This window comes from Kineococcus gurbantunggutensis, assembly GCF_050871925.1.
Classification (GTDB): domain Bacteria; phylum Actinomycetota; class Actinomycetes; order Actinomycetales; family Kineococcaceae; genus Kineococcus.
The window spans coordinates 1-14000 of record NZ_JBJLSG010000133.1 but is presented as its reverse complement, the minus strand read 5'-3'; the positions used below and the strand labels follow the sequence as shown (position 1 = coordinate 14000).

Below are 14000 nucleotides of genomic sequence, written 5' to 3'. Positions count from 1 at the left end.
TGGGTCCCGCCGCCGGGCGGCGGGACCCGGCGGTCTCACCCGCGGGTGCGGGCCCGGGCGCGCTCCAGCGCGGTCCGCAGCATCGGCTCCAGGTCGTGGCGGGAGGGGTCGGCCACCACGAGCGCGGCCAGGTCGCGCAGCTTGACGTTGCGGTCCTGGCTCAGGGTCGTCATCGCCGAGAACGCCTCCTCCACGGGGCAGGCCAGCCACCCGGCGACCAGCCCCTTGGCCTGCTCGATGGTGGCGCGCGAGCGCATCGCGATCCGCAGGTTCTCCGCCGTGGAGCGCAGCTCCTCGGCGCGGCGCACCTCGCGCAGCAGGGCGCCGGCGGCCTCGGCGAACACCCCCGCGCGGTCCAGGTCCACCTCGGCGCCCAGCGCGCCGGGCGCGGCGCCGTAGACGCCGAGGACGCCGACGACCTCGTCGCCCACGCGCACCGGCAGCGCCAGCGCGCTGCGCACCGGGGCGCCGGCCAGGTGCCGGCCCAGGGCGGGCCAGCGCGGGTCCACCGGCAGGTCGGCGCTGACCACGGCCCGCCCGTGCTGGTAGGCGTCGACGCAGGGGCCCTGCTGGGCGGTCCACTGCGCGCCGTCGGCGGCCTGCGCCTGCGCGGAGTCGGCGGCGGCCTCCTGCGGCGCGGCGGGGTCGCCCAGCACGACGCTGCTCCAGGAGGCGCCGCCCACCGCGCGGGTGGCCAGGCCCGCCACCCGCGAGAGCAGCTCGTGCGGGCCCACCTCGCCCAGCGGCAGGGTCGTCAGGGCGGCCACCGCGCGCAGCACGTCGTCGTCCGCCCGGGCGGCCTCGCGGTCGGGCAGCCCGGCGTCGTGCCCGGTCTCGTGCCCGGTCTCGTGCCCGGCGTCGTGACCGGCGCGGTGCTCCGGGGGCGCGGTGCGCGGGGACAGCACCCAGCCCAGGCTGGTGCCCTCGGGGCGCCCGGCGACCTCGACGGCGGTGACGACCACGCCCACGCGCACCGGCGCGCCGGCGCGCGGGGTCAGCACGAGCTCGCCCTCGGCGGATCCGCGGCGCAGGGCGGTGGAGACGAGGGTGCGCGCGGCGGGGCGGTGCGCGGCCGCGACGAGGGCCGGCAGCGGCTTGCGCAGCAGGCGCGCCTGCGGCAGGCCCAGCAGCGCGGTCGCGGCGTGGTTGGCCTCGCGCACGGCGCCGTGGGCGTCGGTGGTGAGGACGGGCACCGGCACGGCGAGGGTGAGGGCGCGCAGCGCGGCGCGCGCGTCCGACTCGCGCTCGAGCAGCTCCTGGATCTGGCGCTGCTGAGCGGCCAGCTCGTCGTCGGCGACGGCCAGCTCCTCGCTGACCACCTGCAGGCGCAGCTCGAGGTCGTCGTGCGCAGACGCGGACGCCTGCACGACCTCCAGCGTCTCCCGGTGCCGCTGGGCACTGCGTTCAGGCGTCATGATCGTTCCGAGCTCCCCCGTCGGCGAGCACCGGTGTCTCGATGCACGCACAGCATGGCCGCAACGACGCGCGGTCGCCAAATCAGGCCGTCCGGGGGAAGCGGTCGCGCCCGGGGCCGGCGTGGGAGAGTCGGGTGTGCCCACCAGCGACCCCGACCGGACCGGCCGCGCGGTGGACCGGCCCCGCCCCGCGCCGTCGGTGGTGGCCGTGCTGCGCACGGTGCTCGGCGCGACCGCGGCCGGTGCGCTGGTGGCCGTGGCGCACGAGGTGCTCACCGGCGGCGCCCCCGGCGCCGGCGCGGCGCTCGGCGGGGCCGTCGCGGGCCTGCTGGCCGGGGTGTTCGGGGTCGTCGGCGCGTTCGTCACCTACGGCCTGAGCGGCTCGCGGGCCGCCGCCCGGGCGGTGCTGGTGGTGGTCGCCGTCGCGTGGACGGCGCTGCTGGGCGTGGTGCTGCCCCTGCCCGCGCGGGACGCGGTGCTCACCGGCGCCGCGGTGCTGGTGCTCGCCGCGGCGCTGTCGGGGTGGTCGCTGGCGCCGCTGCGGCACGTGCCGCCGTGGCCGCGCTGAGCGCGGCTCGGGCGACCGGCTCAGGCGACCGGCTCAGGCGACCGGCTCAGGCGATCGGCTCAGGCGACCGGCTGGGGCGCGGTGACGCTGATCCGCGTGGTGGCCGGCGCCGGGGCGCGGCGGTGGGTGCTGGCGGGGGTGCGCGCGTCGACCAGCCGAGGTACCAGCAGGGTGCCGCGCGCGGCGCGCTCGGCCTCCACCTGGGCGAGCACCTCGCGCCAGGTGGACCAGTCCAGGTGCCGGCCGGGCAGGTGCCGGTTGTAGGCGGTGCCGTAGTAGGCGTGCGTCCACGTCGGGGTGCCCAGGGCGCCGACGACCTCGGGCTTGTCGTCGATGAGCACGTCCCCGGTGACCAGGGTCTTGTCCCGCGTGACGATCATGCGCTCGGTCCAGTGCAGGCCCAGGTGCTCCTCGACCCACTCGTACTTCTCGCGCACGCAGTGCCGGTAGGAGCGCACCGGGGCGGTGCAGATGCGCACGTCGTGGCCGTCGTCGAGCATCTGCTCCATCGCCTCGCGCGCCCCGGGCAGGACGGCCAGGTCGCGGAAGAACCCCGGCCACGTCACCACCTCACGGATGCGCTGGTGCCACTCCGCGGGGTAGCTGTCCTCGATCCAGTACGAGGTCGCCTCGGCGCGCGGGGCCAGCGGCGCGTCCGGGTGCGCGGCCAGGAAGCGCCGGTCGAAGCCGTCCCCGAAGTCGGCGAGCGTCTGGTCCTGATCCACGAGCACGAGCACGACGAGACCTCTCCCTGGACGACTGCTGGCGGGCGTTGCGGCGTGGCCGACGCGGTGGCTCGCCCCAGCCATCGGCACGCCGGGCCGCGCGCTGAAGCCGCGGCCGGGCTGCGCCCGGTGCCCGGCGCCCCGAGGATGGCGGTGCCCGGCCGCAGCGGCGGCCGGTGGACGGCGGGAGGCGCGCACGGTGGCTGGACGAGACGGTGACGACGCGGCGCGGCCCGAGGAGGCGCCGGACCCGCCCGCGTCGACGCCCGCGGTGCACGAGGGCGCGCGCCCGGCGGTGCCGGTGCCCGCCGGCCTGGAGGACGGCGCGGACCCCCTGGCGGCACCGGGGCCCGCCCGGCGCCTGGAGGCGGCCGGGCGGGAGGAGGACCCCGGCGGCTCCGGGGCGAAGTTCGCCCCGCTGCTGGCCGACGCCGGGGAGTCCACGGCGGCCTCGGGGCCGCAGCGGGCGCCCGACCCCACCGCCCCCGGCCCCGTGCCCCTGGTGGCCACGGACTACGGCCCGGCGGCCACCGGCGCGCTGGAGGACGACGTGGCGCCGGCGGACGCCGCGGACGCCGAGCGGCGCCTGGTCCGGCAGACCGGGCGGGACGCCGGAGCGGGCAGCGGGGCGGGCAGCGGACCGGGCAGCGGACCGGGCAGCGGGGCGGGGACCGGCCGGGGCTGAGCCGCGCGCACCGGCCCAGCGGCGGCTCAGGCCAGCCGCTGCGCCAGCGCGGCCGCGTCGAACGGGGCGCGCGCCGCCGCGGTGTTGTCGAGGTAGACGAACACGTCGCGCCCGCCGGGCGGGGCCGGTGGGTCCGGCGGGGCGAGCAGCCGCGCGCCGGGCGGGGTGCCGCCCGCCGCCCACGCCCTCACTCGCAGCGCCCAGGCGTCCAGCGCGGCGTCGTCGTAGCCGCTGACGTACAGCTCCGGCGAGCCGTGCAGGCGCACGTAGGAGAAGCCGGCGGTCTGGTCCAGCAGGAGCGGCCAGCGCCCGGCGCTGTCGGCCGTCACCAGCGCGACGTCGTGCGCGCGCAGCAGCTCCACCAGCTCGGCGCGGGCGTGGCTGGGGTGGCGCACCTCCAGGGCGTGGCGCAGCGGGCGCTCGACGGGGGCGCCCGCGCCGTCCGCACCGTCGTCCGGGGCGCTCTGCGCGCCGCTGTCCGGGGCGCCGCCCGCGGTGGCGGCTCCCCCGCCGGGACCGGCGGGCAGGGAGGCGGCGAGCTCGGCGGCGGCGGTGGTCGTGCGCGGCAGCAGGGCGCAGAAGGCCGCCAGCCGCTCCGGCTCGAAGCGCAGGCTCGGCGGCAGCTGCCACAGCACCGGGCCGAGCCGGTCCCCCAGGTGCAGGACCCCGGAGGCGAAGAAGGCGGCCAGCGCCTGCCGCGCACCGGCGAGCCGGCGCTCGTGGGTGACCGCCCGCCAGCCCTTGACGCTGAAGCAGAAGCCCGGCGGGGTGCGCCGGGACCACGACAGGTAGCTCCCCGGCCGCTGCAGCGCGTAGAAGGACGCGTTCAGCTCCAGCGTCGCGACCCGGGCGGCGGCGTGCTCCAGCTCCGCGCCGCGCGGGAGCCCGGGCGGGTAGAACACCCCGCGCCACTCCGGGTAGGTCCAGCCGGAGGTCCCCACGCGCACGTGCCCCACGGACCCCATCAGACCACCGGCCGCGCCCGCCGCCGGGCGGCGGGTCCGGCGACACGCGCGTCCCCGACCACCGGGTGACCACTGTGCGCTGCCCTACGCTCACGCCATGACCGGGGCGCTCAGGCACGCACTGGCGGGCGCCGCGGCCCTGGCCCTGGCCCTGGCCGCGTGCGGCTCCGGGCAGGGGGCGGACGGCGCCCCGGACCCGGCGGACCGGGCGGGCGCGGCGGCCGGGGCCTCCCGCGGCGCGAGCCCCGCCCCGGGCGCGACGGCTCCCACCGGCACCGCGGGCGGCACCGCACCGGGCACCGCGGGCGGTGACGGGGCGGCGGCCGGCACCCGCAGCGCACCCCCCGCGAGCCCCGCCACCGGTGCCGCCGGTGCCGCCGCGCCCGCGGCGGCACCGGACTGGAAGGCGCTGTCGTTCCCCGCGGCCGGGTGCACCCCGCGCGAGGAGTGGATCGCCCGGGGCGGCACCGCCGCCGCCTGGGACGAGGCGCAGCCCGAGGTGCGCGAGGCGGAGGTCACCGGCGGCGGCGAGCCCGAGACGATCACCACCGTGCAGTGCCCGGCCGCGACGAGCTCCTGGCCGCAGGTCTTCACCGTCTGGGACACCACCGGCCCGCGACCCGAACCGCTGCTGGTCAGCGACGAGGTGCGCTTCCGCGGCGCCGTGCTCACCCCGGGCCGCGGGTCGGTGACCGTCGCGGGGCCGTACGTCGCCGAGGGCGAGGCCACCTGCTGCCCCGGGCACTGGGCCCGCCTGACCTGGACCTCCTCCGGGGGCGCCTTCCGCCTCAGCGAGCACCTCACCGTGCTCAACGAGGCCGACCCGGCGACCGGGCGGGTCCCCGCGGTGGACCTGGCGAGCGGGACGCTGCCCGAGGGCACCTCCCACGGCGTCCTGCGCGGCCTGAGCAGCACCGACGGCTCCGGCGCGCCCGCCGCGGTGGTCGTGGACACCTTCGACTACTTCACCGGCGCCGAGGCGCGGGCCGCCTGCGACGAGGACGGCGTGCAGCACGGCGACGAGCTGTGGTGCAACGACGTGTACCTGCGCGACGACGACGAGCGGCTGCGCACCGTGCGCCTGGCCGCGGGCGCCGAGGTCACCGTGCTCGACGAGGCGGGCGAGCCGCGCTCGGTCGCCCCCGCGGAGCTGGCCTCGCCGCAGCTGCGCGGGAGGATGCACGCGGAGTACCCGTACTGGCGGATCGACGTGCGCGACGGGCAGGTCGTGCGCCTGGCCGAGGCCTTCCTGCTGCCGTGAGGCCCGCCCGGGAGCAGGTGCGGGAGCGGGTGCGGGCGGTGGCGCACGACAAGGGCCCCGACCTGCACGGAGCTGGTCGGGGCCCTTGTCGTCGCTGTCTCAACGAGTGTCCGAGGGGGGACTTGAACCCCCACCCTCTATACGAGGACTAGCACCTCAAGCTAGCGCGTCTGCCTATTCCGCCACCCGGACGAGTGGTCCTCGCGCACCTCGTCGGCGCGCTCGGAACGAGGAAAACCGTAGCACGGCGCGACCCCTCCCCCGAGCACGGGCACCGGGGCGCCGCCGGCCGGGCCGGGGGCGCCGGCGCCAGGTCGTCGCGCACCGCGAGCGGGCGGGTCCTCAGCGCCACCGCGCCCCCCTCCCGGGGGGCCTCGCACGGCGCGCCACGCGCGGCGGGACCCGCCCGGGAGGCGCGACGGCGGAGGACGGTTAACCTGATCCCTCGCCGCGACAGCCGCGCCGGCCGGTCCCGCCAGGCCCCGGCACCGGCGCGCGCTCACCGCGCGGCGCAGGATCGAGGATGTGGGGAAGCCCTTGAACGACACCACCGGCGGGGACGCGCTGGGCAATTCGACCTTCCGTCCCGCCAACGCGGCCCTGCTGTCGGTGTCGCACGTCGAGGCACCCGTCGTGGTGCCGTCGTCGCACTTCGACGAGGTGCTGGCGCCGACGCTGCAGAGGCTGCGCCTGCAGCCCGGACTGCTGGAGAAGGTCGCCGGCGTCAGCGAGCGGCGGTGGTGGGCCGACGGCCAGAACGCCGCCGACGTCGCCGCCGAGTGCGGCGTGAAGGCGCTCTCGGAGGCCGGTGTGGACGCCTCCGAGGTCGGGCTGGTCATCAGCACGACCGTGACGCGCCCGCACCTGGAGCCGGCGATCGCGACGTCGGTGCACCACGGGATGGACCTGCCGACCTCGGCGATGAACTTCGACCTGACCAACGCCTGCCTGGCCTGGGTCAACGGCGTGCAGGTGGCCTCGGCGATGATCGACGCGGGCGCCATCCGCTACGCCGTGGTGCTGGGCGCCGAGGACGTGCGCAGCATGCACCTGGGCACGATCGAGCGGATGCAGCGCGAGAGCACCACCCGCAAGGACTTCCTCAACGAGTTCGCGACGCTGACGCTGGGCTGCGGCGCGGCCGCCGCCGTCATCGGCCGCGCCGACGAGCACCCCGAGGCGCACCGGGTGCTGGGCGGGGTCACCCGCGCCGGCACCGCCCACCACGAGCTGTGCATCGGCGACATGGACCACATGCGCACCGACGCCAAGCTCATGCTCACCGAGGGCATCGAGATCGTCGCCGACGCCTTCGAGGGCGGGGACGCGCAGTGGGGCTGGCGCGAAGCGGACCGCTTCGTGATCCACCAGATCTCGCGCGTGCACACGCAGACGCTGGTCGACCGGATCGGCGTGGACCCCGCCAAGGTGCCCATGACGTTCCCGCGCTGGGGCAACGTGGGCCCGATCTCGCTGCCCATGACGCTGGCCGCGACGGCCCCCGAGCTCAGCCGCGGCGACCGCGTGATCGCCATGGGCGTCGGCTCGGGCCTGAACACCGCGATGATCGAGCTGGCCTGGTGAGCGCGCTGCCGCGCACCGCCGCGACGGGGCCGCGCCGGTGGTGACCGCTCCCCTGCGCCCGGCGTCGCTGCCGCCCGCCGGGCTGCCCGGCCTGGACCCGCGCTGGTCGCGCCTGGTGCAGGCCCCGGACAGCGCCGGCGTGCCGCGCACCTGGCACCTGCTGGACACCGCCCCCGGCGCCGCGGAGGACGAGGTCGCGGGCACGCTGGTGTGCGTCCACGGCAACCCGACGTGGTCGTACCTGTGGCGCCACCTGGCCGCGGCGGCCTCCGCCGCGGAAGTGCCCTGGCGCGTGGTGGCCGTGGACCAGCTGGAGATGGGCTTCTCGGAGCGCACCGGCGTGCACCGCACGCTCGCGCAGCGCACCGCGGACCTGGCGAACCTGCTGGACGAGGTGGGGCTGAGCGGCTCGGTGGTGGCCGTGGGCCAGGACTGGGGCGGCATCGTCGTCACCGGGTGGGCGGCCGGGGAGCTGGCCCGCTCCGGCGAGGGCGCCGGCCGGCACCGCGCCGGGGCCGCCGGGGCGCGGCTGGCCGGGCTGGTCGTGGCGAACACCGCCGCCTCCTACCCCGCCGACGCGCCGGCGCCGGGCGCGCTGCGCGCGGCGACCCTGCCGGGGGTGCTGCCGCTGGTCACGCGCCGCGCGGACCTGTTCCTGCGCACGACGCTGGAGCTGCCCAAGCCGCGGCTGGCCGCGGAGGTGCGCGAGGCGTACCGGCTGCCGTACCGCACGGCGCAGGACCGGGCGGGCGTGGAGGACTTCGTCGCCGACGTGCCCGTGGGGCACGACCACCCCAGCCGGCCCGCGCTGGACGCGGTGAGCGGGGGCGTGGAGCAGCTGCGGGCGGCGGGCGTGCCGGCGCTGGTGCTGTGGGGCCCGCGCGACCCGGTCTTCGGCGAGTGGTTCCTGCGCGACTGGCGCCGCCGGCTGCCGCACGCCGACGTGCACCGCCTCGCCGGTGCCAGCCACCTGACGCCGGAGGACCCGCGCTTCGCCCCGGCGGTGCTGCGGTGGCTGGACGAGCGCGTGCACGCGGGCTCCCCCGCGGCGGGCGCCGCGGGGGCGACGGCCGGTGCCGACGGGCGCGAGGCGCCGCCGCGGCTGTGGGCGGCGCTGGAGGAGCGCGCGGGCGAGGACGGCCCGGCGGTCGTGGAGGTCGCCGCGGACGGCACCTCCCGGGCGATCGGCTGGTCCCTGCTGGCGCGGCGCACCCGCGAGCTCGCCGCGGGCCTGGAGGAGCTGGGCGTGCGCCCCGGGCAGCGGGTCTCCCTGCTGGTGCCGCCGGGCGCGGACCTGACCGCGGCGCTGTACGCGGTGCTGCGCGTGGGCGCGGTCGCGGTCGTGGCCGACGCCGGCCTGGGCGTGCGCGGCCTGACCCGCGCGGTCACCGGCAGCGGCGTGGACTGGGTGGTCGGGGTGCCCAAGGCGCTGGCGGCGGCGCGCGCGCTGCGCTGGCCGGGGCGGCGGATCGCCGCCGGGCCGGTGGGCGGGGCGGTCCTGCGCGCCACGGGCGCCGAGGCCACCCTGCTGGACGTGGCCGAGCGCGGGCGCAACCGCCTGGCCGGGGGCACCCCCCTGCCGCCGGAGCCGGGCCCCGACGCGCAGGGCGCGGTGCTGTTCACCTCCGGCTCCACCGGCCCGGCCAAGGGCGTGGTCTACACGCACGAGCAGCTGGCGCGGCTGGCCGCGGCGATGGGCGCGGTCATCCGCACCGGGCCGGGGCACCCGCTGGTCTCGGCGTTCGCGCCGTTCGCCCTCTTCGGCCCCGCCCTGGGCGCCACCTGCGTGGTCCCGGCGATGGACGTGACCAGGCCCGCGACGCTGACGGCGCGGGCGCTGGCCGACGCGGTCGCCGCCAGCGGCGCCACCTCGGCGTTCCTGGCGCCGGCGGCGGTCGTCAACGTGCTGGCCACCGCGGACGCGCTGGACGCACCGCGCCGCGAGGCGCTGGCCGGGGTGCGGGTGCTGCTGTCCGCCGGGGCGCCGGTGCCCACCGCGCTGCTGCAGCGGGTGCGCGAGCTGATGCCGCTGGCCGACCCGCGCACCCCGTACGGGGCCACCGAGGTGCTGCCGGCCACCGACGTGAGCCTGTCGGAGGTGCTCGAGGCCGGCGACGGCGAGGGCATCTGCGTGGGCCGCCCCGTGCCCGGCGTCGTGGTGGGCATCGCCCCGCTGGACGGCGACGGGCGCGCCGCGGACCAGGTCTCCGCCGAGCCCGGCGTGACCGGCGAGGTCGTCGTCGGCGGCGAGCACGTCAAGGACCGCTACGACCAGCTCTGGCTCACCCACGCGGCCAGCGTGCGGGTGGACCCGGCCCCGGAGCTGGCCCGGGCGCTCGGCGCGGGCCGCTGGCACCGCACCGGCGACGTCGGCCACCTGGACGCGGCCGGCCGGCTGTGGGTCGAGGGGCGCCTGGCGCACGTGGTGGTCACCGCCGACGAGGTCGTCACCCCCGTGGGCGTCGAGCAGCGCGCCGAGCGCGTGGCCGGGGTCGCGCGCGCCGCGCTGGTGGGCGTCGGGCCGCGCGAGGCGCGCCAGCTCGTCGTCGTCGCCGAGGCGGAGACCGCGGTCACCGGGCCGGTGCGGCGCACCACCGTCGCCCCCCCGCCGCTGGCCCGCGAGGTGCGGGCGGCCACCGGGCGCAACCTCGCCGCGGTGCTGCTGGTGCCCGCGCTGCCCACGGACGTGCGGCACAACTCCAAGATCGACCGGGTCCGCGTCGCCGCCTGGGCGGAGCGGGTCCTGGCCGGCGACCGTGCCGGGAGGCTCGCGTGAAGGTCCTCGTCACCGGCGCCAGCGGCATGCTGGGCCGCGAGACCGCCCTGGCCCTGGCCCGCCGCGGCGACGCGGTGCGGGTGCTGCAGCGCCGCCCCGCCGGGCTGGTGGGCGTGGAGGAGGTGACCGGCTCGATCACCGACGCGCAGGCGGTGCAGCGCGCCTGCGAGGGCGTGGACGCCGTGGTGCACCTGGCGGCGAAGGTGTCGATCACCGGCCCGCACGCGGAGTACGTGGAGACGAACGTGCGCGGCACCGAGCGGCTGCTGGACGCCGCCCGCGCCGCCGGCGCGCACCGCTTCGTGATGGTCAGCTCGCCGTCGGTGGCCCACGGCGGCTCGGCGCTGGTGGGCGTGGGCACCACCCCCGCCGACCCGGCTGCCGCGCACGGCTCGTACGCGGTGACCAAGGCGCAGGCCGAGCTGCTGGCGCTGGCCGCCGACGCCCCCGGCTTCGCGGTCGTCGCGGTACGCCCGCACATCGTGCTGGGCCCCGGCGACACCCAGCTCGTGCAGCGCATCGCCGACCGGGCCCGCGCCGGGCGCCTGCCGCTGCTGGACGACGGCACCGCGCTGATCGACACCACCTACGTGGACAACGCCGTGGACGCGCTCGTGGCGGCGCTGGACCGCGCCGAGGACGTGCACGGGCAGGCCTTCGTCGTCACCAACGGCGAGCCGCGCACGGTGGCGGAGTGGCTGGCGAGCGTGTGCGAGGCCGCGGGCGTGCCCGCGCCGACCCGGCGGGTGCCCTCGGGCCTGGCCAAGGTCGCCGGCAGCGTCGTGGAGCGGCTGTGGACGCGCCTGGGCGGCGCGGACGAGCCCCCCATGACGCGCTTCCTGGCCGAGCAGCTGTCCACGGCGCACTGGTTCGAGCAGCGGCGCACCCGCGAGGCGCTGGGCTGGGCGCCGCGGGTGCCGCTGGAGGAGGGCTTCCGCCGCCTCGCCGCGGGGTTCGAGCCCCGTTAGCGTGGGCCCTGTGATCACGCAGGGTTCGACCAAGGGCGGGGCGCGGCCGCGGCGGCGCGACGAGGCGCTGCGCGACCTGGAGCAGCTGCGCGGGCTGGACCTGACGCCGCGCCCGGGCGAGCACGGCCTGCACCGGGCCGCCCGGGTGGAGGACGCCGTCAAGGGCGTCGTCGGCTCGGGGCTGCGCCGGCGCGGCTACCACGCCCGGGCGGTGGCCTACCCCTGCTACGGCGGGCCGGGCTGGGTGCGGGTGCTGGGCCGGGTGCTGCTGGGCCGCGACGAGGACCTCGTGGAGCTGGAGCGTGAGGCGGTGCGCAGCGTGCGCGGGTGGCGCAACTTCCTCACGGTGCCGGTGGCGGACGCGCAGGTCACCGTGCACCTGGGCGGGCGGCGGCTGCGGCTGCGCACCGACCGCGGCGGGTACCTCGACGAGGTCGTGGAGGCGGACCTGCCGCCGGGCGAGCACTCGATCACCCTGACCGTCGGGCCCGACGTCGAGGTGGACGAGGAGGCCCTGCACGAGGCGGCCGAGCGCGTCGGGGACGACACCGAGGGCGGGGCGGAGCTGGCGCCGGCGGTGGCGCGCGAGCACCGCGGCACCGCCCGGGTGGTGGTCGTGGGCCCGCAGCCGCAGCTGGGCCTGCTCTCCGACATCGACGACACGGTCGTGGTGACGCGCCTGCCGCGCCCGCTGCTGGCCGCCTACAACAGCTTCGTGCTCACCGAGAAGGCGCGGGTGCCGGTCAACGGCATGGCGGAGATGTACCGGCAGTTCGTGCAGGAGAACCCCGGCTCACCGGTGCTGTACCTGTCGACGGGGGCGTGGAACGTCGCGCCGACGCTGACGCGCTTCCTGCGCCGCTCCGGCTACCCGGAGGGTCCGCTGCTGCTGACGGACTGGGGCCCGACGAACACCGGCTGGTTCCGCGACGGCAGCGCCCACAAGCGCGGCACGCTGGCGCGCCTGGCGCGCGAGCTGCCGCAGGTGACGTGGCTGCTGGTGGGCGACGACGGCCAGCACGACCCGACGCTGTACGCGGAGTTCGTGGCCGCGGCACCCGAGCGGGTGGCGGGGGTGGCCATCCGGCGCCTGACGCCGGCGGAGCAGCTGCTGGCCGGCGGTCACCCGCTGACGGCGGCGGCGGCGCCGGAGGACAGCCGGGTGCCCTGGGTCACCGGCGACAACGGCTTCGAGCTGATGCACCGCTGGCACCGGGCGGGGCTGCTGCGCGACGCCTGAGGCCCGCGGACGGCCACGAGGCCGGCCCCGCGGGAGCGGGACCGGCCTCGGCGTTCGGCGCGGGACGTCAGAGACGCACGCGGCGCGGGTTGGCGACGGTGATCAGCTCGCCGGTGTCGCGCACGTCGATGACGACGTCGGTGGTCTCCACGGGGGTGTTCTGGTCCATCGCGTACCTCCTGGTCTCGGACGGTGACCGGCGCGGGCGCCGGTCGTCTGCTCCTCGAACCGCGGACAGCACTGTCCTCACACCTGCAGGTGGCGGGTCGTCACCGGTTCCGCGGGGCGGCTCCGGCCCGCCCGATCATAGTGAGGGCGGGCTGCGGGCGCTGCCCCGGCGGGGCCCGCGGGGTCCGGCCGGGAGGTGATCTCCGTCACGCGGCGCGGGCGGGTCCTCAGGTGCCGCTGCGGCGCACGAGGTTCTGCAGGGCGCTGACGGCCTCCTCGCTGGCCGCCGCCGCGGCGACGTTGGCGTCGCGCACGGCCTCGTACACCTCCTGGCGGTGCACCTGCACGTCCCGCGGCGCCTCGATGCCGACGCGGACCACGTCCCCGCGGACCTCCAGGACGCGCACGACGACCTCGTCGCCGATGACGAGAGACTCTCCGGCCTTGCGCGTCAGGACGAGCATGGCCCCAGCATAGGTGACGATCCGTCGCCGTCTCTTCTCTGCGCGTCACATCTTCGGCGGGCGCGTCGCACCGGACGCGACGACGCCCGCCCCCGGCGGGGACGGGCGTCGTAGTGGTGCGCAGCGGCGCCGGGGCGGTCGTCCACCGCCCGGTTCACCGCCCGGTGCCGCTCAGAGGTCGTCGCGGCGGCGACCGGGGTGCTCGGCGTCGGCCTCGGCCCGCGCCGCGGCGGCCGCGGCGTCCTCCTGGTAGCGCTGCACCAGCGAGCGCACGACGCGCCCGGCCACGGCGGAGACCACCAGGGCCAGCAACAGGTGCAGCAGCGCGGTGTCCACGCTGCCGGTGCCCTGCAGGGCGGCCACGACGGAGGGGCCGGCCAGCAGCAGGCTGGCGGCGATCACGATCGGGGTCACGGTTCCTCCCGGCGGCGGTTGCGGATCTGCACCTGCATGACGTGGCGGCGCAGGCGGTCTGCGGCCGCGACGGGCTCCACGAAGCCCAGGACGAGGTCGTCGTGCTCGCCGGTGCCCGCGGGGTCGGGCACGGTGCGCACGACGTCGGCGAGCTGGTCGACGGGGCCGCCGTCCAGGTCGAAGACGGCCCGCACGAGCCGGCCCGGCTGCGCCCAGGTGCCCCGCCGCACCCGCACGCAGGCGCCGCCCTCGCTGAGGTCGACGAACGCGGCGGTCACGGCCGGCTCGGGCGCGGCGTCGGCGCCCGCCGGGCCGGGGCGGGCGGGGTCGCCCGGCACCGGCTGCAGGCGCAGGGGCCCGGACACCGGCACCCGCACGTAGCGGCGCCGCTGCTGGACCTCGATCTCCCCGCACGGCGCCAGGTCCCACGAGGGGACCCCGCGCCGGGCGACCTCGGCGATCAGGAAGTCCTGGCGCACGTGCCCGCGGTCGCTGGCCCACGAGACGGTCACCGCCAGGCCCGGGGCGACGACGTGCAGGTCGCCGGAGAAGCTGGGGGCGGCCACGACGAGGCTGCCCTCGCCGCTGTCCTCCACCCGGGTGGGCAGGTCGACGAGCTCGCCGCCCAGGGCCTCGGGCAGCTGGACCTGCACGCGCACCCGGCCGTTGTTCGCGGGCCACCGGGCCGGGGGGGGGGGGGGGGGGGGGGGGGGGGGGGGGGGGGGGGGGGGGGGGGGGGGGGGGGGGGGGGGGGGGGGGGGGGGGGG

13 protein-coding genes and 1 tRNA gene are annotated in these 14000 nt (G+C 78.5%); 7 read left to right on the top strand and 7 right to left on the bottom strand.

Annotated elements, in window-relative coordinates:
• Positions 1 to 35 precede the first annotated feature (35 nt).
• Entirely contained in the window at positions 36 to 1415 is a 1380-nt protein-coding gene (locus ACRYR7_RS19540) for a GAF and ANTAR domain-containing protein (protein ID WP_432573784.1), read from the bottom strand.
• A 136-nt stretch (positions 1416 to 1551) separates the two neighbouring features.
• Here ACRYR7_RS19540 and ACRYR7_RS19535 point away from each other — a divergent pair, with 136 nt between their 5' ends.
• Positions 1552 to 1983, top strand: coding sequence for a hypothetical protein (locus ACRYR7_RS19535; RefSeq protein ID WP_432573783.1), 432 nt, complete (start codon positions 1552 to 1554; stop codon positions 1981 to 1983).
• Positions 1984 to 2042: 59 nt separating this feature from the next.
• Here the strand turns inward: ACRYR7_RS19535 and ACRYR7_RS19530 are convergent, their stop codons facing one another.
• Positions 2043 to 2720, bottom strand: a complete 678-nt coding sequence (locus ACRYR7_RS19530; protein ID WP_432573782.1) for a 5' nucleotidase, NT5C type — start codon at positions 2718 to 2720, stop codon at positions 2043 to 2045.
• 187 nt (positions 2721 to 2907) lie between these two features.
• Here ACRYR7_RS19530 and ACRYR7_RS19525 point away from each other — a divergent pair, with 187 nt between their 5' ends.
• Positions 2908 to 3393 (top strand): hypothetical protein, encoded by a 486-nt coding sequence (locus ACRYR7_RS19525; RefSeq protein ID WP_432573781.1) that lies wholly within the window; start codon positions 2908 to 2910, stop codon positions 3391 to 3393.
• A 26-nt stretch (positions 3394 to 3419) separates the two neighbouring features.
• Here the strand turns inward: ACRYR7_RS19525 and ACRYR7_RS19520 are convergent, their stop codons facing one another.
• On the bottom strand, positions 3420 to 4358 hold the full coding sequence (locus ACRYR7_RS19520) for a DUF72 domain-containing protein (RefSeq protein ID WP_432573780.1): 939 nt from the start codon (positions 4356 to 4358) through the stop codon (positions 3420 to 3422).
• Between the two features lie 97 nt (positions 4359 to 4455).
• On the opposite strand from ACRYR7_RS19520, the gene ACRYR7_RS19515 reads away from it, so the two are divergent.
• The gene (locus ACRYR7_RS19515) at positions 4456 to 5619 is read left to right on the top strand and encodes a hypothetical protein (protein ID WP_432573779.1); all 1164 of its coding nucleotides are present in this window, start codon (positions 4456 to 4458) and stop codon (positions 5617 to 5619) included.
• 107 nt (positions 5620 to 5726) lie between these two features.
• On the opposite strand, the gene ACRYR7_RS19510 is transcribed toward ACRYR7_RS19515, so the two are convergent.
• A tRNA-Leu gene (locus tag ACRYR7_RS19510) sits at positions 5727 to 5811 on the bottom strand.
• A gap of 333 nt (positions 5812 to 6144) precedes the next feature.
• Between ACRYR7_RS19510 and ACRYR7_RS19505 the strand changes: the two genes are divergently transcribed.
• The 4 genes from ACRYR7_RS19505 to ACRYR7_RS19490 are packed head-to-tail and all read left to right on the top strand — an operon-like array spanning position 6145 to position 12187.
• The gene (locus tag ACRYR7_RS19505) at positions 6145 to 7203 is read left to right on the top strand and encodes a 3-oxoacyl-ACP synthase III (RefSeq protein ID WP_432573778.1); all 1059 of its coding nucleotides are present in this window, start codon (positions 6145 to 6147) and stop codon (positions 7201 to 7203) included.
• 37 nt (positions 7204 to 7240) lie between these two features.
• On the top strand, positions 7241 to 9979 hold the full coding sequence (locus tag ACRYR7_RS19500; RefSeq protein ID WP_432573777.1) for an alpha/beta fold hydrolase: 2739 nt from the start codon (positions 7241 to 7243) through the stop codon (positions 9977 to 9979).
• Positions 9976 to 10947, top strand: a complete 972-nt coding sequence (locus tag ACRYR7_RS19495; protein ID WP_432573776.1) for an NAD-dependent epimerase/dehydratase family protein — start codon at positions 9976 to 9978, stop codon at positions 10945 to 10947. The genes ACRYR7_RS19500 and ACRYR7_RS19495 overlap by 4 nt, the downstream gene beginning before the upstream one ends.
• 10 nt (positions 10948 to 10957) lie before the next feature.
• Positions 10958 to 12187 (top strand): App1 family protein, encoded by a 1230-nt coding sequence (locus ACRYR7_RS19490; protein WP_432573775.1) that lies wholly within the window; start codon positions 10958 to 10960, stop codon positions 12185 to 12187.
• A gap of 395 nt (positions 12188 to 12582) precedes the next feature.
• On the opposite strand, the gene csrA is transcribed toward ACRYR7_RS19490, so the two are convergent.
• The 3 genes from csrA to ACRYR7_RS19475 form a co-directional block, all read right to left on the bottom strand.
• Positions 12583 to 12819: a carbon storage regulator CsrA gene (gene csrA, locus ACRYR7_RS19485; protein WP_432573774.1), complete on the bottom strand. Its 237-nt coding sequence runs from the start codon at positions 12817 to 12819 to the stop codon at positions 12583 to 12585.
• Between the two features lie 171 nt (positions 12820 to 12990).
• Positions 12991 to 13233, bottom strand: a complete 243-nt coding sequence (locus tag ACRYR7_RS19480; RefSeq protein WP_432573773.1) for a hypothetical protein — start codon at positions 13231 to 13233, stop codon at positions 12991 to 12993.
• Positions 13230 to 13892, bottom strand: coding sequence for a PilZ domain-containing protein (locus ACRYR7_RS19475; protein ID WP_432573772.1), 663 nt, complete (start codon positions 13890 to 13892; stop codon positions 13230 to 13232). The genes ACRYR7_RS19480 and ACRYR7_RS19475 overlap by 4 nt, the downstream gene beginning before the upstream one ends.
• Between the last annotated feature and the right edge of the window lie 108 nt (positions 13893 to 14000).

What these genes read in the sequence shown, in the direction of transcription:
- ACRYR7_RS19540 (WP_432573784.1), bottom strand. Translation starts at nt 1,415, where the DNA reads ATGACGCCTGAACGCAGTGCCCAGCGGCACCGGGAGACGCTGGAGGTC.
- ACRYR7_RS19520 (WP_432573780.1), bottom strand. Translation starts at nt 4,358, where the DNA reads ATGGGGTCCGTGGGGCACGTGCGCGTGGGGACCTCCGGCTGGACCTAC.
- ACRYR7_RS19515 (WP_432573779.1), top strand. Translation starts at nt 4,456, where the DNA reads ATGACCGGGGCGCTCAGGCACGCACTGGCGGGCGCCGCGGCCCTGGCC.
- csrA (WP_432573774.1), bottom strand. Translation starts at nt 12,819, where the DNA reads ATGCTCGTCCTGACGCGCAAGGCCGGAGAGTCTCTCGTCATCGGCGAC.